The 20,315-nt window shown below is 74.9% G+C and carries 16 protein-coding genes; 12 read left to right on the top strand and 4 right to left on the bottom strand.

Translation table 11 applies throughout. The features are described 5' to 3' along the window. Window positions 1-13 precede the first annotated feature (13 nt). The 6 genes from glgA (at window position 14) to ACZ4SV_RS06525 (ending at window position 8,526) form a co-directional block, all read left to right on the top strand. The gene (gene glgA / locus ACZ4SV_RS06550; protein ID WP_468001921.1) at window positions 14-1,165 is read left to right on the top strand and encodes a glycogen synthase; all 1,152 of its coding nucleotides are present in this window, start codon (window positions 14-16) and stop codon (window positions 1,163-1,165) included. Between the two features lie 51 nt (window positions 1,166-1,216). Further along, window positions 1,217-2,437 carry a glucose-1-phosphate adenylyltransferase gene (glgC, locus tag ACZ4SV_RS06545; RefSeq protein WP_365875844.1) on the top strand — a complete coding sequence of 407 codons (1,221 nt, stop codon included), beginning with the start codon at window positions 1,217-1,219 and terminating at the stop codon, window positions 2,435-2,437. A 130-nt stretch (window positions 2,438-2,567) separates the two neighbouring features. Next, window positions 2,568-4,889 (top strand): GH92 family glycosyl hydrolase, encoded by a 2,322-nt coding sequence (locus tag ACZ4SV_RS06540; protein WP_468001919.1) that lies wholly within the window; start codon window positions 2,568-2,570, stop codon window positions 4,887-4,889. A 54-nt stretch (window positions 4,890-4,943) separates the two neighbouring features. Then, window positions 4,944-6,275 carry a wax ester/triacylglycerol synthase family O-acyltransferase gene (locus tag ACZ4SV_RS06535; protein WP_468001917.1) on the top strand — a complete coding sequence of 444 codons (1,332 nt, stop codon included), beginning with the start codon at window positions 4,944-4,946 and terminating at the stop codon, window positions 6,273-6,275. A 160-nt stretch (window positions 6,276-6,435) separates the two neighbouring features. Continuing rightward, the gene (locus ACZ4SV_RS06530) at window positions 6,436-7,938 is read left to right on the top strand and encodes an SDR family NAD(P)-dependent oxidoreductase (protein ID WP_468001915.1); all 1,503 of its coding nucleotides are present in this window, start codon (window positions 6,436-6,438) and stop codon (window positions 7,936-7,938) included. A gap of 417 nt (window positions 7,939-8,355) precedes the next feature. Next, window positions 8,356-8,526: a hypothetical protein gene (locus ACZ4SV_RS06525; RefSeq protein ID WP_365875836.1), complete on the top strand. Its 171-nt coding sequence runs from the start codon at window positions 8,356-8,358 to the stop codon at window positions 8,524-8,526. Window positions 8,527-8,571: 45 nt separating this feature from the next. Here the strand turns inward: ACZ4SV_RS06525 and ACZ4SV_RS06520 are convergent, their stop codons facing one another. From ACZ4SV_RS06520 to ACZ4SV_RS06510, 3 genes are all read right to left on the bottom strand, one after another. Then, window positions 8,572-9,921 carry an amidase gene (locus ACZ4SV_RS06520; protein ID WP_468001913.1) on the bottom strand — a complete coding sequence of 450 codons (1,350 nt, stop codon included), beginning with the start codon at window positions 9,919-9,921 and terminating at the stop codon, window positions 8,572-8,574. Window positions 9,922-10,165: 244 nt separating this feature from the next. Continuing rightward, the gene (locus ACZ4SV_RS06515) at window positions 10,166-10,471 is read right to left on the bottom strand and encodes a hypothetical protein (protein WP_397935160.1); all 306 of its coding nucleotides are present in this window, start codon (window positions 10,469-10,471) and stop codon (window positions 10,166-10,168) included. 103 nt (window positions 10,472-10,574) lie between these two features. Further along, on the bottom strand, window positions 10,575-11,273 hold the full coding sequence (locus tag ACZ4SV_RS06510; RefSeq protein WP_468001911.1) for a FadR/GntR family transcriptional regulator: 699 nt from the start codon (window positions 11,271-11,273) through the stop codon (window positions 10,575-10,577). 189 nt (window positions 11,274-11,462) lie between these two features. Between ACZ4SV_RS06510 and ACZ4SV_RS06505 the strand changes: the two genes are divergently transcribed. The 4 genes from ACZ4SV_RS06505 to ACZ4SV_RS06490 are packed head-to-tail and all read left to right on the top strand — an operon-like array spanning window position 11,463 to window position 15,362. Beyond that, on the top strand, window positions 11,463-12,800 hold the full coding sequence (locus ACZ4SV_RS06505) for an L-fuconate dehydratase (RefSeq protein WP_468001909.1): 1,338 nt from the start codon (window positions 11,463-11,465) through the stop codon (window positions 12,798-12,800). Then, window positions 12,797-13,555, top strand: a complete 759-nt coding sequence (locus ACZ4SV_RS06500; protein ID WP_468001907.1) for an SDR family NAD(P)-dependent oxidoreductase — start codon at window positions 12,797-12,799, stop codon at window positions 13,553-13,555. Before ACZ4SV_RS06505 ends, ACZ4SV_RS06500 begins: the two co-directional genes overlap by 4 nt. After that, a complete protein-coding gene (locus tag ACZ4SV_RS06495) occupies window positions 13,552-14,526 on the top strand; it encodes an aldo/keto reductase (protein WP_468001906.1) in 975 nt (324 codons plus the stop codon). The genes ACZ4SV_RS06500 and ACZ4SV_RS06495 overlap by 4 nt, the downstream gene beginning before the upstream one ends. Beyond that, window positions 14,523-15,362, top strand: a complete 840-nt coding sequence (locus tag ACZ4SV_RS06490; RefSeq protein ID WP_468001905.1) for an amidohydrolase family protein — start codon at window positions 14,523-14,525, stop codon at window positions 15,360-15,362. Before ACZ4SV_RS06495 ends, ACZ4SV_RS06490 begins: the two co-directional genes overlap by 4 nt. Here the strand turns inward: ACZ4SV_RS06490 and ACZ4SV_RS06485 are convergent. Continuing rightward, a complete protein-coding gene (locus tag ACZ4SV_RS06485) occupies window positions 15,350-16,771 on the bottom strand; it encodes a lipase maturation factor family protein (protein ID WP_468001903.1) in 1,422 nt (473 codons plus the stop codon). The two genes, ACZ4SV_RS06490 and ACZ4SV_RS06485, sit on opposite strands and share 13 nt — an antisense overlap. Window positions 16,772-16,898: 127 nt before the next feature. Here ACZ4SV_RS06485 and ACZ4SV_RS06480 point away from each other — a divergent pair, with 127 nt between their 5' ends. Together ACZ4SV_RS06480 and ACZ4SV_RS06475 are read left to right on the top strand one after the other, a co-directional pair. After that, window positions 16,899-18,107 carry a DUF6777 domain-containing protein gene (locus tag ACZ4SV_RS06480; protein WP_468001901.1) on the top strand — a complete coding sequence of 403 codons (1,209 nt, stop codon included), beginning with the start codon at window positions 16,899-16,901 and terminating at the stop codon, window positions 18,105-18,107. A gap of 95 nt (window positions 18,108-18,202) precedes the next feature. Then, window positions 18,203-20,308: a SpoIIE family protein phosphatase gene (locus tag ACZ4SV_RS06475; protein WP_468001899.1), complete on the top strand. Its 2,106-nt coding sequence runs from the start codon at window positions 18,203-18,205 to the stop codon at window positions 20,306-20,308. Window positions 20,309-20,315: the final 7 nt, after the last annotated feature.

The following is a 20,315-nucleotide window of genomic DNA, read 5'->3' as shown; positions in this document are numbered from 1 at the left end:
AGGGAGTTGTCGGGTGCGAGTGGGACTGCTGACCCGGGAGTACCCGCCGGATGTGTACGGCGGCGCGGGTGTCCATGTCGAGTTCCTGGCCCGCGAGCTGGCCTCGCTGGTGGACCTGGAAGTGCACTGCTGGGGCGAGGGCCGCGGGGACGGCGTCGTACGCCACCGTCCCTGGCCCGTGCTGGACGGCGCCAACGACGCGCTGCGCACCTTCTCCGTGGACCTCGCCATGGCCGCCGCCCTCGAAGGCCGCGACCTCGTCCACTCCCACACCTGGTACGCGGCCCTCGCCGGCCATGTCGCCAAGCTGCTGTACGGCGTGCCGCACGTGCTCACCGCCCACTCGCTGGAACCGCTGCGGCCCTGGAAGGCCGAGCAGCTCGGCGGCGGATACGCGCTGTCGGGCTGGGCCGAGCGCACCGCGATCGAGGCCGCCGACGCGGTGATCGCCGTCTCGGGCGCCATGCGCGCGGACATCCTGGCCTGCTATCCGGCCCTGGACCCGGACCGCGTGCACGTCGTCCACAACGGCATCGACACCGCGCTGTACCGGCCCGACCACGGCACCGACGCCCTCACCCGGCACGGCATCGACCCGGACCGGCCCTACGTGCTGTTCGTCGGCCGCATCACCCGGCAGAAGGGCGTGCCGCAACTCCTGCGGGCGGTACGGGACATCGATCCCGGCACCCAGGTGGTGCTGTGCGCCGGCGCGCCCGACACCCCCGAGATCGAGCGCGAGTTCGAGGAGCTGTTCGAGGAGCTGCGCCGGGCGCGGGCGGGCGTGTTCTGGATCCCGCGGATGCTGCCGCGCCCGGAAGTGATCCAACTCCTCACCCACGCGGCGGTGTTCGTCTGCCCGTCGGTGTACGAGCCGCTGGGCATCGTCAACCTGGAGGCGATGGCCTGCGGCACGCCCGTGGTGGCGTCCCGGGTGGGCGGCATCCCGGAGGTGGTGGCGGACGGCCGTACCGGTCTGCTGGTCGACGTGGACGACGGTTTCGAGGCCGGGCTCGCCCGGGCGCTGGACACCGTCCTTGGCGACCCGGACGCGGCCCGGCGGATGGGCGAGGCCGGACGGGCGCGCGCGGTGGGCGAGTTCGGCTGGGACGCGGTGGCCCGCCGCACGGCGGGACTGTACGAGCGGATCCTGAAGCAGGCTTAGCCCGCTCTCCGCGGGGCATCCTCGGTTTCAACCACGGTGAGGGGAGCGGTCATGCGTCGCGGAGGTCCTTCCGTACTCGGGATCGTGCTGGCGGGCGGCGAGGGCAAGCGGCTGATGCCGCTCACCGCGGACCGCGCCAAGCCGGCCGTCACCTTCGGCGGCACGTACCGCCTCGTCGACTTCGTCCTGTCCAACCTGGTCAACGCCGACGTGCTGCGGATCTGCGTGCTGACCCAGTACAAGTCGCACTCGCTGGACCGCCACATCACCACCACCTGGCGGATGTCCAGCCTGCTCGGCAACTACGTCACGCCGGTCCCCGCCCAGCAGCGCCTCGGCCCGCGCTGGTACCTGGGCAGCGCCGACGCGATCCTGCAGTCCCTGAACCTGGTCCACGACGAACAGCCCGAGTACGTCGCCGTGTTCGGCGCCGACCACGTCTACCGCATGGACCCCCGGCAGATGCTCGCGCAGCACATCGAGGGCGGCGCCGGCGTGACGGTGGCCGGCATCCGGGTGCCGCGCGCGCAGTCGCCGTCGTTCGGGGTGATCACCACGGGCCCGGACGGCCGTACCGTCGACCGGTTCCTGGAGAAGCCCGCCGACCCGCCGGGCCTGCCCGACGCCCCGGACTGCGTGTTCGCCTCCATGGGCAACTACGTCTTCACCACCAAGGTCCTGATCGAGGCGCTCCAGCGGGACGCCGAGGACAGCCAGTCCGTGCACGACATGGGCGGCTCGATCCTGCCCCAGCTGACCGCGCGCGGCGAGGCCCAGCTCTACGACTTCGGCGACAACCACGTGCCCGGCGAGACCAGCCGCGACCAGGGCTACTGGCGGGACGTGGGCACCCTGGACGCCTACTACGAGGCGCACATGGACCTGATCGCCGAGCGCCCCGCGTTCAACCTGTACAACCGCCAGTGGCCCATCTACACGCACTCCTACCAGCTGTCCCCGGCGCGGTTCAACGCGGGCGGCATCGCGAGCGAGTCCATCGTCAGCGCGGGCTGCCTGATCCGCGGCCAGGTCACCCGGTCGGTGCTCTCCCCGGGCGTCCGCGTCGATCCCGGCGCGGTCGTCCAGGGCTCGGTGCTGCACGACAACGTGCACATCGGCCGGGGCGCGGTGGTGCGCGGCGCGGTGCTGGACAAGAACGTGGAGGTGCCGCCCGGCGCGACGATCGGCGTCAACCCCGAGCGCGACGCCGAGCTGTACACGGTCTCCCAGGGCGGCGTCATCGCACTGGGCAAGGGACAGCGGGTGCCATAGCCCCGGCTGACCGCCCGTCACCCTCCGGTGCGCGCGACGCGTTCATGTGAAACCTCCGGGATGCCCGGGTTTGGGCCCTGCGCCCTCCAGGATGCAGGCAACGATGTCCAACCCGCGGAGGTCATCCGACATGAGAGGGACCCGGCGCACACGGCTGTGCCTGGCCGGGGTGATGGCGGCGTCCGCGCTGCTCGCCACCCCCGCCTCCGGCGCCGCCGAGCGGCCCGACGGCCGCCTCACCGACCTGGTCGACCCGTTCATCGGGAGCCAGAACGAGGGCAACACCTTCCCCGGCGCCGCCGTGCCCTTCGGCATGGTGCAGCTCTCCCCGGACACCGGGCACAGCACCGGCTACGACTACACGCAGCACCGGATCCGCGGCTTCTCGCTGGTCCACCTCTCGGGCGTCGGCTGCCGCATCGGCGGCGACCTGCCCGTGCTGCCCACCACCGGTGACGTGACCCGGACGGACTACGGCCGGTACGCGGCGGACTTCTCCCACGACGACGAGGAGGCGAGCCCCGGCTACTACCGGGTCGGCCTCGCCACCGGCATCCGCGCCGAACTGACCGCGACCGCCCGCACCGGCGTCCAGCGCTACACCTTCCCGGCCACCAAGAAGGCCAACGTGCTGCTCAACGCGGCGCAGGCGCTGCACAAACCGGTGAGCAGCACAGTGGAGATCCTGGACGACCACACCGTGCGCACCGAGATCACCGGGCACGGCTTCTGCCGGGACACCGGCCCCTACACGGTCTACACGATCACCCGCTTCAGCCGGCCCTTCACCGCCTACGGCACCTGGGACGGCGCCGTCGTCAGCCCCGGCTCCCGCAGCGGACCCGGCGGCGCCTACGTCCGCTTCGACACCACCGGCGACCGCACGGTCGAGGCGACCACCGCCCTGTCGTACGTGGACGCGCGCGGCGCCGCGGGCAACCTGCGCGCCGAGGGCGGCCGGTCGTTCGACGCCGTACGCGGCCGGGCCCGCGAGCAGTGGGAGCGCCGGCTCGGCACGGTCCGGGTGCGGGGCGGCGCGGCCGGGACGCGCCGGACCTTCTACTCCTCGCTGTACCGGTCGTACCTCGCGCCCAACGTCGGCGGCGACGCCGACGGCCGCTACACCGGCTGGGACCGCCGCACCCACCGCGCCCGGGGCTTCACCTACTACCAGAACTGGTCCCTGTGGGACACCTACCGCACCCAGGCCCAGCTCCTCGCCCTGCTCGCGCCGCGCGAGGCGCGGGACATGGCGCGGTCGGTGGTCGCCGTCGCCGAGGACGGCGGCTGGCTGCCCAAGTGGGGCTACGGCCCGGTGGAGACGAACATCATGACCGGCGACCCGGTCACCCCCTTCCTGACCACCGGCTACCACTCCGGACTGCTGCGCGGTTTCGAGGAGCGGGCCTACCGGGCGCTGCGCCGGAACGCCGACGGCGTGCCGCCGGCCGACTACCCGGGCGTCGGCCGGGAGGCCAACGCCGAGTACCTCGCGCACGGTTTCGCGCCCTACGTCAAGGACCGGCCGTACGCCAAGGCCGGCGACTCCGACTACCACTACGGCGCCTCCGTCACCCTGGAGTACGCGCTCGCCGACGCGATGCTGGCACAGGTGGCGCGCGGACTCGGACACCACGCGGACGCGGCCCGCTACGCCGCCCGGGCCCGCAACTACCGCAACGTCTTCGACCCCGGCACCGGCTTCTTCCGCGCCCGGGACGCCGCCGGCGCCTTCACCGGCCCAGCCGACCCGGCCCGCGGCACCGGTTTCCACGAGGGCACGGCCTGGCAGTACCAGTGGCTCGTCCCGCAGGACGTGCCGGGCCTGGTCGGCCTGCTCGGCGGCAGGAGCGCGGCCGACGCCCGCCTCGACGCCTTCTTCGCCTACGACCGGCTGCTCGCCGACCCGGAGGGCACCGCCCGCCGGGTGTGGGTGCACGGCGACCCGTACGCCTACTACAACGCCGCCGTCTACAACCCGATGAACGAACCGGACCTCATCGCGCCCTACACCTACCTCTCCACCGGCCGGCCCTGGAAGACCACCGACGTGGTGCACGCCGCGCTCACCCTGTTCACCGACAGCCCCGCGGGCATGACCGGCAACGACGACCTCGGCACCATGTCCGCCTGGCACGTGCTGTCGTCCATCGGGCTCTTCCCCGTCCAGCCGGGCTACGGCACCTGGGGCCTGACCACGCCCGTGTTCGACCGGGTCGAGCTGGCCCTGGACCGCCGCTACTGGCCGAGCGGCCGGCTGACGGTGACCGCGCCCGGCACCTCGGCCGCCCATCGCTACGTACAGGCCGTGCGCACGGACGGGACACCGCACGAGCGGACCTATCTGACCACCGGCGCGCTGCGCTCCCTGCGCTCCCTCGCCTTCACGGTCGGCCCCCGCCCGTCCTCGTGGGGAACGTCACCCGAGGCGGCGCCGCCCGCCCTGAAGTGACCCCGGGGCGCAGTGACCGCTGATCCGCCCGTCGCCGACGCGTGAGGCACGCCCTTGACTTCCGACCCGCTCGCCCCGCTCGACCTGGCCTTCTGGAACATGGAGTCCGCCCGGCACCCGATGCACCTCGCCGCGCTCGGGATCTTCGCCGCGCGCTCGCCCACCGCCGGGGCGCACGCCGCCGACCTGCTCGCCGCCCGCGCCGCCGCCGTACCCGGCCTGCGGCTGCGCATCCGCGACCGCTGGCAGCCGGGCGCCTTCGGCGGTGCCGCCCGCGAGCCCGACCCGGACTTCGACCCGCTGCACCACGTCCGGCTGCACGCCCCGGCCGCCGACTTCCACGCGGCCGCCGGACCGCTCATGCGGAGCCCGCTGGAGCGCGGCCGGCCGCCCTGGGAGGCGCATGTGCTGCCCGGCGCGGACGGAGTCTCCTTCGCGGTGCTCTTCAAGTTCCACCACGCCCTCGCCGACGGGCTGCGCGCGCTGAAGCTGGCCGCCGGCGTCCTGGACCCCGTCGGCCCGCCCGAGCGGGCGCCGCGCGCCGTCGAGCCGCCGCGCGGCCCGCTGCCCGGCCGGCACCCGCTGCCCGCGCTGGTGCCCGCACTGGTCCGGGACGCGCTGTCCGACGCGGGCCGGGCCCTGGACATCGGCGCCTCGCTGGCCCGCTCCACCCTCGGCATGCGCCCGTGCGCCGCGCTGGTCTGCGCACCCAGCGGCACCCGCCGCACCGCCGGGGCCGTGCTCGACATCGACGAGGTGCACCGGGTGCGCAAGAGCGCCGGCGGCACGGTGAACGACGTCCTCATCGCCGTCGTCGCGGGGGCGCTGCGCCGTTGGCTGGACGAGCGCGGCGACGGCAGCGCCGGCGCGGCGCCCCGCGCCTTGATCCCGGTCTCCCGGCGCCGCCCGGGCACCGCCCAGCCGCAGGGCAACCGGCTCTCCGGCTATCTGATACGGCTCCCGGTGCACGACGGCGATCCGCTCGGCCGGCTGCGCACCGTGCGCACCGCGATGATCCGCAACAAGGACGCCGGGCCCGACCGGGGCGCCGGCGCGGTGGCACTGCTCGCCGACCACGTCCCGGCCCTCGGCCACCGGCTCGGCGGGCCGCTGGTCGGCCAGGCGGCCCGGCTCTGGTTCGACATCCTGGTCACCAGCGTGCCGCTGCCCGGCTTCGGGCTCCGGCTCGGCGGCCACGAGCTGACCGAGGTCTATCCGCTGGCCCCGCTCGCCCCCGGCCAGGCCCTGGCGGTCGCGATCTCCACCTACCGGGGACGCGTGCACTACGGGCTGGTCGCCGACGCGCGGGCCGTGCCGGACCTGGACCGGCTCGCCCGCGCGGTGCCGGCGGAGCTGGCCGCGCTGCGCGCCCTCTGCGCGCACTGACGGGCCGCTTCGGGACGGATCCGGACGTCCCCGGCACGGGAGCGGGCCGGGGCCCGGACCGCAGCGGTTTGGTCCCGTGGCCCGGCGCTCCGTAAAATCCGCTGTTCGAAAGCGGGCGCGAGTCGGAGCGCTGCGCGGGTGACAGGGAAGCGGCAGCGCGATGACGGTGACACAGGACGGCTCGGCGTCCATGGACGAGATGGTCTACGGGCCCGGTATCGACCCCGAGCGGCTGGCCGTCTGCCTCAGCGTGCTGGAGGAACTGGACGAGCTGGAGATCGACCACCCCGACGCGGTCCGGGTGCGCCGGGCCACCGCGCACATCTACCGCATGGTCAAGCAGCGCCGCCGCCAGGAACGCCGGGCCGCCAAGACCGCCCACGACCGGAACGTGACGGAGGCCACCGCGACCGGCTCCGCCGAGCGCATCGACGACGAGACCGAGGGCATCCTGCCCTCCTCCAAGGTCGACTCCGGCCGGATCGCGGGCATACTCCAGCGCCCGCGCTCCTGCTACGTCTGCAAGCAGCGCTACATCGAGGTCGACTACTTCTACCACCAGCTGTGCCAGAAGTGCGCCGCCGAGAACCGCGCCAAGCGGGAGGCCCGCGCGGACCTCACCGGCAAGCGCGCCCTGCTCACCGGCGGCCGGGCCAAGATTGGCATGTACATCGCGCTGCGGCTGCTGCGTGACGGCGCGCACACCACGATCACGACCCGGTTCCCGAAGGACGCCATCCGCCGCTTCAAGGCGATGGACGACTCGGCGGACTGGCTGCACCGGCTGGAGGTCGTCGGCCTCGACCTGCGCGACCCGGGCCAGACCGTCGCGCTGGCCGAGCAGGTCGCCGCCGCGGGCCCGCTGGACATCCTGATCAACAACGCCACGCAGACCGTGCGCCGCCTGCCCTCCGCCTACGCCGCCCTGGTCGAGGGCGAGAGCGCGCCGCTGCCCGCCGGGGAGCTGCCCGCCCACCAGGTCATCGGCGCGTTCAACTCCGGTGCCGTCGGCGAGCTGGGCGGGCGCTCCGCGCTGCCCGCCGGCACCAGCGGCCTGGACGCGCAGCAGGTCGCCGACCTCGCCCTGGTCGCGGGCAACGCCAGCGTCGCCCGGCACCTCGACGGCACCGCCATCGACGCGGGCGGCCTGCTCCCGGACGTCGTGGACAGCAACACCTGGGTGCAGACCATCGAGCAGATCTCGCCGGTGGAGCTGCTGGAGACCCAGCTGTGCAACTACACCTCGCCGTTCATCCTGATCAGCAAGCTCCGCCCGGCCATGGCCGAGGCCGCCCGGCAGGCGCGCAGCGGCCGGGCGTACGTCGTGAACGTCTCGGCGATGGAAGGCGTCTTCAGCCGCGGCTACAAGGGCGCCGGCCACCCGAACACCAACGCCGCCAAGGCCGCGATGAACATGGTGACGCGGACCAGCGCCCAGGAGATGTTCGAGGCCGACGGCATCCTGATGACCTCGGTCGACACCGGCTGGATCACCGACGAGCGCCCTCACTACGACAAGCTCCGCCTCGCCGAGGCCGGTTTCCACGCCCCGCTGGACCTCGTCGACGGCGCCGCCCGCGTCTACGACCCGGTCGTGCGCGGCGAGGCGGGCGAGGACCTGTACGGCGTCTTCCTGAAGGACTACGCGCCCGGCAAGTGGTAGGCGGCGGGGCGGTCTTGGCCGACCGCCGCGCACCAAGCTCGAAGAAGTGTTCGCTCCTGTAGGCCGAACGGGTGGTTCCCGGTAACGGGCACGTGACCGGCTTGTTGCAAAAAGCCCCACATTGCGGGGTGTTGAGGGGCTGCCTGAAGCGCAGTGGTTACTGCTTGTTTGCCATCCCTATCGAGCGGACGGCCGCTCATTTGGTTAGTCTGGAGGGGACGGACACCAGTACGGGGTTCCACCCACACCCACCGTCCGTCCTGGGGCTCGCCGGCGCACCACGGTCTGCTCCGGCAGAGTCACCGGCGCCACCCGCGTCCGTACCGGCTTTCCATCCTGACCCGAGCGGGCGTCCGGCGCCGATGCGCGGACTGTCCGGTATGCCCCGAGGGTGACCCGACACATAAGGAGTGCGCGGTGACACCGGAGAAGACCAATCGCGAACAGCGCCCCGAGGAACGCGCGGACCGAGTCCGCCGGCCCGGAGAACTCGGCAGCCTCGACGTGTGGGCGCGTTCCGCCCCGATCCGCCTCGCCGGGTACGAGGAAGACCTCGCCGAGCCCCACATCCTGCCGAGCGTGGACTGACCCGCCCGACACGGTCACCGCCCGCCCCTGCGGCACCGGCTCCCGCTACCGCTCCGCCACGGGCGCCGTCCGCCGCCAGGGGCTCAGCTCCTCCAACTGCGCGGCCACGCCCAGCAGAACGGACTCCGTGCCGGGCCGGCCCACGAGCTGTACGGCGCAGGGCGCCCCGGAGGGCAGGGTGCCCACCGGCACGGACATCGCCGGCCAGCCCGTCAGGTTCCACGGCGGAGTGAACGGCGCGTAGGCCGAGTTGGCGAGAACGTTGCGCAGCCAGCCGCGCTCGTGCCACGGCCCGGCCTGCGGGGAGCGCCGGGCCAGGGCCGGGGTGAGCAGCACGTCGTACTCGGTCAGGAACGGCGTCAGCCGGGCGCGCAGCCGGTCGCGGGCGGCGCCGGTGCGCACGGCCGGCTCGAAGCGGCGGCCCACCGCCGCGTGCACCCGGGTCCGGCGGGACAGCCGGGTCCGGTCGTAGGCCGCCGCGTCCACCGCCGTCCCGGCCGTCCAGTGCCGCAGCGCGGTCACCCCGAGCGAGAGCGGATACGGCGGCTCGGCCCGCCGCACCCGGTGCCCGGACCGGGCCAGCGTCCCGGCCGCCTGCCGGACCGCGGTCGTATACGGCCGGCTCACGCCCACGCCGGCCAGCGGGCTGCGCAGCCCGACGGCGATCCGCCACGGACCGCGCTCGGTACGCTCCGCGAACTCCGCGCCGGCGAGCACGCCCAGCATCAGCCGCAGGTCCTCCACCGTCGTGGCCAGCGGACCGTTCTCCGACATGCCGAACCAGTCGCCGCCGCCGATCCCGGCCGGCACCACCCCGTGCCCCGGCTTCAGCGTGACCAGCCCGCAGTTGGCCGCCGGGATGCGCAGCGAGCCCATGCCGTCGTTGCCGAGCGCCAGCGGCACCAGCCCCGCGGCCACCGCCGCCGCGCCGCCACCGGAGGAACCGCCCGCCGTGCGGGACGGGTCCCACGGATTGCGGGCGATGCCGTACGGGCCCTCCGTGGTGGCGAAGACGCACAGTTCGGGCACGTTCGTCAGACCGACGACCACCGCGCCGGCCGCGCGCAGCCGGGCCACCGTCACATGGTCCTCGGCGGCCGGCGCGTCCGGGGTGGCGGCCGAGCCGTTGCGGCACGACTCGCCGCGTACCGGCAGATTGTCCTTGACCGCCACCGGCACGCCCGCGAGCGGCAGTCCGGCCAGATCCGCACGGGCGGCCACCGCGTCGGCCTCGGCGAGCGCGGCCTCGGCCCGGACCGTGCGGAACGCGCCGATGCGGCCGTCGAGCCGCTCGATCCGCGCGAGGTGCGCGGCCACCACCTCCCGGGGCGTCACCCGCCGGCCGCGGACGGCGGCGGCGATCTCGGCGGCACTGCGGCCGGCCCAACTGCTCAACGGAACTCCTCGGCTGGTCGTCGGCGCCGCGCCCGCCCACCGGCTGCCGGCCGGTACCGACGAGCGCGTGAGGAGAACTGTGCCCGGCCGCGGCCGGTACGTCGAGTACCCGCCCGCGCGTCCGGGAGATGAACGCCGAACGCGCGGCGGCGACGGCCGGACCGGGACCGCCGGGCACGGGCAACGAGGAGCGCGCCGGGAGGAAGCCGGGCCGGGCCGGCCTGAGTGCCCGGTGCGTCCGGGGTCACGGGACCGGGCTGACCCGGACCTCACCGCTGTCGTGGTCCACCTGGACGGCATGACCGGCTTGCGCGAGGACCGCCAGCAGCGCCGACCGTAAAGCGGCGCGAATGCCCTCGAACCCGGCGTCCTCCCGGCTCGCGGGGTCCAGGGCGCTGTCGGGCACCCATCCCACCGTCACCGAGTCCGTCTCCCGCCGCACCCGCAGTCCCGAACTGTCCTCCTCCCCGGCCGATGCCACGTCGAAACCGGCACCGGTCAACGTCCCGCACACCTCGATGAGCAGCTTGTCCACGGCATCACAGACCACGGACCAAGATTATCCCCACCCTTCCCGACGCGTTCGAGCACATCTGCTTCACACTTCGCGGAGCGTCGGGGGCGGAGGGCAGACCACTGCGGCCTGGCGGTCCCTAGCCGCCCTGGATCCGCAACCACTCCTCCACGCCGCTCACATGGGCCGCGGCCGCCGCGCGGGCCGCCTCCGGGTCGCGGGCGGCCAGGGCGCGGTGGATGGCGGTGTGTTCACGGCGGGAGCGGGCGAGGGCGCCGTCCTCCTCGTAGCCGCGCCGGACGCGGGCGCGGAACGTGCGCGTGGACAGGCCGTCCAGCAGCGCGGCCAGGGTCTCGTTGCCGGCGGCGGACGCGATGGCGCGGTGGAAGGCGAGATCGTGGGTGAGCGCCTCCTCGGGGTCGTCCGTGGCGTCCATCGCCGCCAGGTGCTCCGCCGCGACGGCGAGCTGGTCCTCGGTGATGCGCGCGGCGGCCAGCGCGGCCGCCGTGGACTCCAGGATCCGCCGCACCTCCAACAGTTCGGCCAGCCGGGGCCCCCGGGACAGGTCCGCGACCACCCCGAAGGTCTCCAGCAGGTCGCCGGCCCGGAGCGCGGTGACGTAGATCCCCGAGCCGTGCCGCGCCTCCAGGACGCCCATCGCCGTCAGCGTGCGGATCGCCTCCCGCGTCGAGCCGCGGGAGATGCCCAGCCGTACGGCCAGCTCCCTTTCGGTGGGCAGCCGCCCGCCCGGCTCCAGCCGGCCACCGGAGATCATCGCCTTGATCTCCTCGACGGCTCGCTGGGTCACCGTGCCCCTGCGCGGGACCGCGTCGTCCACGCCATTCCTCCAGTCACCGGGTGCGTCGCAGTCTAGTCAGCCGAGTGGTCCGACCACTATGGACGGGACGGCCGGGAAAATCGCCGCACGAGGGTGTCGTAGCGGCTCAGTGGTCTGATAAGTATGCGGCGTCCCGTGCCGCGTTCCGCGCGGACCGGGCCTCCTGACCGCCCGGACGAAAGGCCCCCCGTGTCCCCGACGCCCGTGCGCATCACCGCGGTCGACACCTACGACGTCCGCTTCCCGACCTCGCGGGACCTGGACGGCTCCGACGCGATGAACCCGGACCCCGACTACTCGGCCGCCTACGTCGTGCTGCGCACCGACGCCGGGGACGGACCCGAGGGGCACGGCTTCACCTTCACCATCGGGCGCGGCAACGAGGTCCAGGTCGCCGCCGTGCACGCACTGCGCCACCATGTGGTCGGACGCTCCGTCGCCGAGCTGTGCGCCGACCCGGGGGCGCTGTACCGGGACCTCGTCGGCGACAGCCAACTGCGCTGGCTCGGGCCCGAGAAGGGCGTGATGCACATGGCGATCGGCGCGGTCGTCAACGCGGTCTGGGACCTCGCCGCCCGGCGCGCCGGCAAGCCCCTGTGGCGGCTGCTCGCCGAGTCCGAACCGGAGTGGCTGGTCGCCCAGACCGACTTCCGCTACCTGTCGGACGCGCTGACCCCGGACGAGGCGCTGACCCTGCTGCGCCGGGGCAGGGACGGCGCCGCCGCGCGCACGGCCCGGCTGCTGGAGCGCGGCTACCCCGCCTACACCACCTCCGCCGGCTGGCTCGGCTACGACGACGGCAAACTGGCCCGGCTCGCCGAACGGGCCGTCGCCGACGGCTTCCGGCAGATCAAGCTCAAGGTCGGCGCGGACCTCGCGGACGACCTCCGCCGCTGCCGGGTGGCCCGCGCGGCCGTCGGACCGGACGTGCGCCTGGCGCTCGACGCCAACCAGCGCTGGGACGTGGCCGAGGCCATTCGCTGGACCACGGCGCTCGCCGAGTGCGACCCGTACTGGATCGAGGAGCCGACCAGCCCCGACGACATCCTCGGCCACGCCGCGATCCGCCGGGCGGTCGCACCCGTGAAGGTCGCGACCGGGGAGCACACGCAGAACAGGGTCGTCTTCAAGCAACTGCTCCAGGCCGGCGCCCTCGACATCCTCCAGCTCGACGCGGCCCGCGTCGCCGGCGTCAACGAGAACCTGGCCGTCCTGCTGCTCGCCGCCAAGTTCGGCGTCCCCGTCTGCCCGCACGCCGGCGGCGTCGGCCTGTGCGAACTCGTCCAGCACCTGGCGATGTTCGACTACGTGGCCGTCTCCGGCAGCACCGAGGACCGGGTCATCGAGTACGTCGACCACCTCCACGAGCACTTCCTCGACCCGGTCGTGATCCGCGCGGGCCACTACGCGGCACCCACCGCGCCCGGCTTCTCCGCCGCCCTGCGCCCGGAGTCCGTCGCGCACCACACCTTCCCCGGCGGCGCCTGCTGGAGCGCCGCCGGCTCCCGGAAAGGACAGGCCACATGAGCGAGTTCACGGGCCTCAGGGCCCTGGTCACCGGCGGTGCGTCCGGCATCGGCCGGGCCACCGCCGCCCTCCTCGCCGAGCGCGGCGCCCGGGTCGCCGTCCTCGACCTGGACCCGTCCCCGGTGCCGGAGCCGCTGCTCGCCCTGCGCGCCGACGTCACCGACGACGCCTCCGTGCGGTCGGCCGTACAGCGGGCCGCCGACGCCCTGGGCGGGCTGGACATCCTGGTGAACAACGCGGGCATCGGCGCCCAGGGCACCGTCGAGGACAACGACGACGCCGAGTGGCGGCACGTCCTGGACGTCAACGTCCTCGGCATGGTCCGCACCGCCCGCGCCTGCCTGCCCCCGCTGCGCCGCTCCGCCCACGCGGCCATCGTCAACACCTGCTCCGTCGCGGCCACCGCGGGCCTGCCCCGGCGCGCCCTGTACAGCGCGACGAAGGGCGCCGTGCACGCCCTGACCCTCGCCATGGCCGCCGACCACGTCCGCGAGGGCATCCGCGTCAACTGCGTCAACCCCGGTACGGCGGACACCCCGTGGATCGGCCGGCTGCTGGACGCGACCGCCGACCCCGCCGCCGAACGCGCCGCCCTGGAAGCCCGCCAGCCCACCGGACGGCTCGTCACCGCCGCCGAAGTCGCCCACGCCATCGTCTACCTGGCCGGCCCGCACGCCGGCGCCACCACCGGCACCGCGCTCGCCGTCGACGGCGGCATGCAGGGCCTCAGGCTCCGGCCCGGAGCCGGGCGGTGAAGTCGCTGGGCCGCACCGGCGTCCGGGTCAGCCCGCTGGGCTTCGGCGCCGCCGCCCTCGGCAACCTGTACACGCCGGTGAGCGAGGAACAGGCGCACGCGGCGGTCCGGGCCGCCTGGGAGCGCGGCATCCGCTACTTCGACACCGCGCCCCACTACGGCCTCGGCCTGTCCGAACGCCGCCTCGGCGCGGCCCTGCGGGAGTACCCCCGCGCCGCGTACACGGTCTCCACCAAGGTGGGCCGCCGCCTGGACCCGGCCGACGGCACCGGCGACGACCTCGCCCACGGCTTCGCCGTCCCCGCCACCCACCACCGCGTCTGGGACTTCAGCGCCGACGGCGTCCGCCGCACCCTGGAGGCCAGCCTCGGCCGCCTCGGCCTGGACCGGGTCGACGCCGTCTTCCTCCACGACCCCGACGACCACGCCGAACAGGCCTTCCGCGAGGGCTATCCGGCCCTGGAGCGGCTGCGCGCGGAGGGCGTGGTCGGCGCGATCGGCGCCGGCATGAACCAGACCGGGATGCTGGCCCGGTTCCTCCGCGACACCGATGTCGACGTGGTGCTCTGCGCCGGCCGGTACACCCTGCTCGACCAGGACGCGGCCGGGGAGCTGCTGCCCGAGGCGCTGCGGCGGGGCGTGTCGGTGGTGGTCGGCGGCCCCTTCAACTCCGGGCTGCTCGCCGCTCCGCGGCCCGAGGCGACGTACGACTACCGGCCCGCGCCGGCGGAGCTGCTGGAGCGCGCGCTGCTGCTGGCGGCGGCGGCCGAGCGGCACGGCACCACGCTGCGCGCCGCCGCCCTCGCCTTCTGCGCCGCGCACCCGGCCGTGGCGAGCGTCCTGGCCGGCGTCCGCTCGGCGGCCGAAGTCCACGACTGCGCCGAGCAGTTCGCGTCCCCCGTCCCGGCCGCCTACTGGCAGGAACTGCGCGCCACCGGCCTGCTGCCGCCGCCCGGACGGGAGTTGCCGTGACCGTGGACGCCCACCACCACGTCTGGGACCTGGCCGTCCGCGACCAGGACTGGATCCGCGGCCCGCACCTCGCGCCCCTGCGGAGGGACTTCACCCTCGCCGAGCTGGAACCCCAGGCCCGCGCAGCCGGAGTGGAGCGCACCGTCCTCGTCCAGACGGTCGCCGTCCCTGAGGAGACACCCGAACTGCTCGCCCTGGCCGCCGGACACGGCCTGGTCGCCGCGGTCGTCGGCTGGACGGACCTCACCCACCCCGGCGTCGCCGACGCCCTGGCCCGGCTGCGCGCCCTTCCCGGCGGACATCTCCTCAAGGGCGTCCGGCACCAGGTCCAGGCCGAACCCGACCCCGAGTGGCTGCTGCGCCCCGACGTGCTGCGCGGACTCGCCGCCGTGGCCGACGCCGGCCTGGTCTACGACCTCGTCGTCCTGCCCCACCAGCTCCCGGCGTGCGCGCGGGCCGCCGCCCTGCTGCCCCGGCTCACCTTCGTCCTGGACCACCTGGGCAAACCGCCGGTCGCCTCGGGCGCGCGCGAGCCCTGGGCGGCCCGCCTGCGCTCGCTGGCCGCCCTGCCCAACACGGTCGCCAAGCTGTCCGGCCTGGTCACCGAGGCCGCCCGCGCCACCTGGACGACCGACGACCTGCGCCCGTACGCCGACACCGCCCTGGACGCCTTCGGCCCCGGCCGGCTGATGTTCGGCTCCGACTGGCCGGTGTGCACACCGGCCGCCTCCTACGCGGAGGTACGGCACCTCGCCCAGGAGCTGTGCGCCGGACTCGGCCACGCGGAACGCACCGCGCTGTTCGAGTCCACCGCGACCCGCGTCTACGGCCTCTGAGCCGCACCCGCCAGCCGCGTCGGCGGCAGATACTCCCGCACGAACGTCCGGTCCCAGCACGCCCCCGTCTCCCGCAGCTCCCGCCGGCTCGTGTACCGGTAGCGGAACAGCCGGGCCCGGACGTAGCGCGGCGGGGTGTCCGGCGGGAACGGCGAGCGGCGCAGCAGCCGCAGCGTGTCCCGGTCGTTCTCCAGCAGGCGTTCCACCAGGGCGCCGAACCACTCGCCGGCGTAGGCGGGCGACAGCGCCGCGAACCACATCAGCCAGTCCAGCCGCAGGTGGTAGGGGGCGAACTGGCGCGGCCAGCGCCGGGGATCGCCGGGCTTGCCCTTGAACGCGTACTCCCGCCAGTCGGAGTCCTCGCGCGGGGTGCCGTCCAAGGTGCCCTCGACGACCACCTCGTAGCGCACCCGGCTGACGCTGCCGAACGCGCCGTAGGTGTTCACCAGGTGCAGCGGGTCGAAGGAGCGGTTCATCACCTGGCGGCGGGAGACCATGTTCAGCACCGGGCGGTAGCTCAGGAAGACCAGCAGCGCGGCGACCGCGAGCACCAGCACCTCGTACCACAGCGGCGCCCGCGGCCCGGGTGGCACCGTCGCCGGCAGCCGCAGCGCGGACACCGCCAGCACGATGGTGATCCAGTTCAGCCAGGCGAAGTTGCCGGAGAGCACCAGCCAGAGCTGGGTGACGATCATCAGGGCGGCGGCGGCCGAGGCGACCGGCTGCGGGGCGAACAGCAGGAAGGGCACCACGAGCTGGGTGAGGTGGTTGGCGGCCACCTCCGCCCGGTGCAGCGGCTTCGGCAGATGGTGGAAGAACCAGCTCAGCGGGCCCGGCATCGGCTGGGTCTCGTGGTGGTAGTCCAGACAGGTCAGCGTCCGCCAGCAGGCGTCGCCGCGCAGCTTGATCAGCCCGGCGCCGAACTCCACCCGGAACAGGATCCAGCGCAGCAGGAACAGCACCACCACCGGCGGCGCCACCTCGTCGTTGCCGAGGAACGCGGCCAGGAACCCCGTCTCCAGCAGCAGCGACTCCCAGCCGAACGAGTACCACGTCTGGCCCACGTTCACGATCGACAGGTACAGCGCCCACGGCACCAGCCACAGCACGATCCCGGCCCACAGCGGCAGCGCCGAGTCGACCCCGGCCAGCAGCGCCGCCGACAGCGCGCAGCCCGTCCAGGCACAGCCCGCGAAGAAGCGGTCGGAGTAGTGAAGCTGGAACAGGCTCGGAGCGCGCCGGAACCGCACCCGGGCCGTGAAGCGGGGGACCGGCAGCATCCCGCGCTCGCCGAGCAGGGCCCGGAACTGGAGGGCCGCCGTCAGGAACGCGACCAGGTACACGGCGGCCAGCGCCCGCTGGAAGACCAGCCGGCTCAGCTCGTAGCCGGGTGCGGTGAACCAGTCCATGGCTGTGCGCGCCCTTCCCTGCGGCTTCGCCGTCACCGCTCCCGGCACGGCGTTCCCCGAGTTGCCAGCCAAACCTGTGCGATGCCAACAATAGGGCGTAATCACCCATAGTGATGGGGAGTGTGCGGTGCGGATACCCACCCGAACGATGGTCACGGTCTGCGCGGTCTCGGCCGCGCTGTGCGCCGCGGGCTGCGCGGGGACCGGCGTCAAGCAGGCCCGGGTGGGCGAGGTGGTCTTCCTCCAGGCCGCCACGGACCGGGGGCCCGCCCCCTTCACCGCCTCCGCGGCCACCGCCGCCGGCACGGTCGTGCCCCGGGTCCGCGCCGGAGCCACCGCCGGCGAGCTGGCGGCGCCCCTGCGCGCGGCCCGCACCCTGTCCGGGGCGACCCCCGGCCTGTACGCCGGCGCCCCGCACGTCGCCGGCTGCGACACCGAGCGGCAGGTGCGCCACCTGACGGCGGACGCGTCCCGGGCCGGCGCCTTCGCCCGGGTGGCCGGCGTCGGCAGGGAGGCGCTCCCCGCCTATCTGCGCGGCCTGACGCCCGTCGTCCTCGCCGCCGACACCCGCGTCACCAACCACTCCTACCGGGACCACCGGGCCGACGACTACCAGGCCGTCCTCCAGGCCGGCACCGCCGTCCTCGTCGACGACCGGGGCGTGCCCCGGGTGCGCTGCGCCTGCGGCAACCCGCTCGGCCCGCCCGAGCCGACCCACGGCGGCGCCGCCGCCCACGGCACCGCGTGGGCCGGGTACCGGCCCAACAAGGTGGTCGTGGTGAGCCCGGCGCCCCGGGCCGTCGCCAGCCTCACGCTCGTCGACGCCGTGACCCGCACCTGGACCGAGCGCCGGGTCGGCCCCGACGTCCGCCGGGACCGCGTCGTACCAGCGCCGCCGGCCAGCGCCAGCCCGTCCGAGACCGCCCGGGCGAGCGCGGACACCACGGCCACCGGACACCCCACCACCACCGGAAGCCACGCCACCGCCGACCCGCCCCCGCCCGCCCCCACGGCACCGTCCCCGCCCGGCACCGCCCAGGCACCCGGCCGCGACCTCGGCCTCCGGAACGAAGGCACCGGACCCGGGGACGACACCGGGCCACTGGACGGGGGCACCGCAGCCCCGGGCGGAGGCGCCGGACCCCGTGGCGGCACCGGACTCCGGGATGGCGGCACCGGCCGCCCAGGCGGGGGCGCTGGACTTCTGGGCGGCACCAGAGCCCCGGGCGGGGACACCGCAGCTCCGGGCGGGGGCGTCGGACCCCTTGCTGACACCGGGCCCCTGAACGGCGGCACCGGCCGCCCAGGCGCGGGCACCGCAGTCCCGGGCAGTTGAGCGGTGGGCCCCGCGGGGTGTGGGCCGTCGGACGGATGCGCGCCGGGGCCGGCCGGCGAGTCGAGGAATCGTCCGGATGCTGGCAAGGTGGGCCCATGGCCGATCGGGGAGCGAGCGCCCTGTCCCTCCCGGAGGACTGGCCCGCGCACCCGGACCCGGTCCTCGCGCTCAACCGCATGGGCAGCTTCGACTGGGACCTGGACTCCGGTCTGCTCCACCTGGACGCCCAGGCCCTCCAGGTGTTCGACCTGCTGCCCGGGGAGTTCGACGGCCGCGCCGAGTCCCTGGCCGTCCGGGTGCCGCCGCCGGAGGCCGCCCGGCTCGACACGGCGGTCGCCCGCGCGGTCGAGGACGGCAGCGAGAACTACGGCGCGTACTTCCGCATCCGCTGCCGCGACGGCACCCCGCGCTGGACGCACACCCAGGGCTGCATACGGCGCGACGACGCCGGCCGGCCGCGCCGGGTCGTCGGCATCGTCCGCGACGCCACCGAGGAACTCGCCGACAGCGCGGCACGCAGCCTGCGCGCGGCCAAGGACGAGGCGTTCCGGCAGCAGACCGGCGTCGTCCAGGCCATCTCCGCCGCCCTCGCGCACGCCCGCACCGTCCAGGACGTCATCGACGTGCTCAAGGACACCCACGGCATCCGTCACCTGGGCGCGGCCAGCCTGGTGATGGGTCTGGTGGAGGCGGGCCGCATCCGGCTGGTCGCCGAGGGCCCCGCGGGCAGCTTCGTGCCCGGCACCCGCGTCACCCGGACCGACGAGCCGTACCCGATGAGCGAGGTCGTCCGCACCCTCGCGCCCCGGTTCATCGAGTCCCCGGAGGAGTTCGCCGCCGGCTATCCGATCCTCTGGCCCCACCTCGCCGGCCTGCGCATCACCTCGGCGGCCTACCTGCCGCTGATCGCCGAGGCCCGCCCGATCGGCGCGATGGGCCTGCTCTACGACGACCGGCGCGGCTTCTCCGCCGAGGAACGCGCCGTCCTGGTCGCGCTCGGCGGCAGCATCGCGCAGAGCCTGATGCGGGCCATGCTCTACGAGCAGGAGAAGGACCTCGCCCAGAACCTCCAGCAGGCCATGCTGCCGCGCACCATCCCCGGCGTCCGGGGCGCCGACGTCGCGGTGCGCTACCGCTCGGCCGCACTGGGCCGGGACATCGGCGGCGACTGGTACGACCTGATCCCGCTGCCCGGAGGCCGGACCGGCGCGGTCATCGGGGACGTCCAGGGCCACGACACGCACGCGGCGGCCGTCATGGGCCAGCTCCGGATCGTGCTGCGCGCCTACGCCGCCGAGGGCCACCCCCCGGCCACCGTGATGGCCCGCGCCTCCGTCTTCCTGCACGAACTGGACACCGACCGGTTCGCGACCTGCCTGTACGCCGAGGCCGACCTGTCCACCGGCGTCGTCCAGGTGGTCCGCGCCGGGCACATCGACCCGCTGCTCCGCTGCGGCGACGGCGGCTGCGCCCGGGTCCCCGTCGAGGGCGGGCTGCCGCTCGGCCTGTCCGCCGAGTTCGGCCGGCTGGAGTATCCCGTCACCACCCTCGAACTCGATCCCGGGCAGACCCTGCTGCTGTGCACCGACGGGCTGGTCGAGCAGCCCGGCACCGATCTGGACGACGGGCTGCGCGCGCTCACGGCGCTCGTCGGCGAGGGCCCCGACGACGTGCGCGGCCTCGCCGACCGGCTGATCCGGGCGGCCGAGGAACGCGGCGGCGACGACGACGTGGCGCTGCTCCTGCTGCGCCGCCGCGCCCGGGAGGCCGGCCGGCCCGGCGGCCGGCTGCGCCGGCGGGTACGGCCCGGCGACCCGGAGTCCCTGGCCCGGGCCCGGCACATGATCCGGGCCGCGGTCCGCGCCTGGGGCGCCGGGGAGCGGGCCGACGAGATCGAGCTGGTGGCGGACGAGCTGACCACCAACTCCCTGCTGTACACCGAGGGTTCCGCGATCGTCACGCTGCGGGCCCTGGAGGGCGCCGAGCGCAGGCTGCGCGTCGAGGTCGAGGACTGCTCCAGCGCGCTGCCGCGGCGGCGCGACGCGGGGGAGAGCGGTGCCTCGGGCCGCGGTCTGCTCCTCGTGGACCGGCTCGCCGACGGCTGGGGCGTGGAGGCGCGCGGCGGCGGCAAGGCGGTGTGGTGCGAGTTCCGGCTGCCGCCGGGCCGCCCGCCCCGGACCGGCCCGGAACCGGGCGGCTGACACCGGC

The sequence above is a fragment of the Streptomyces sp. NPDC027672 genome (assembly GCF_055566335.1).
The sequence above is the reverse complement of the archived record's forward strand: the minus strand, read 5'-3'. Positions and strand labels throughout refer to the sequence as shown.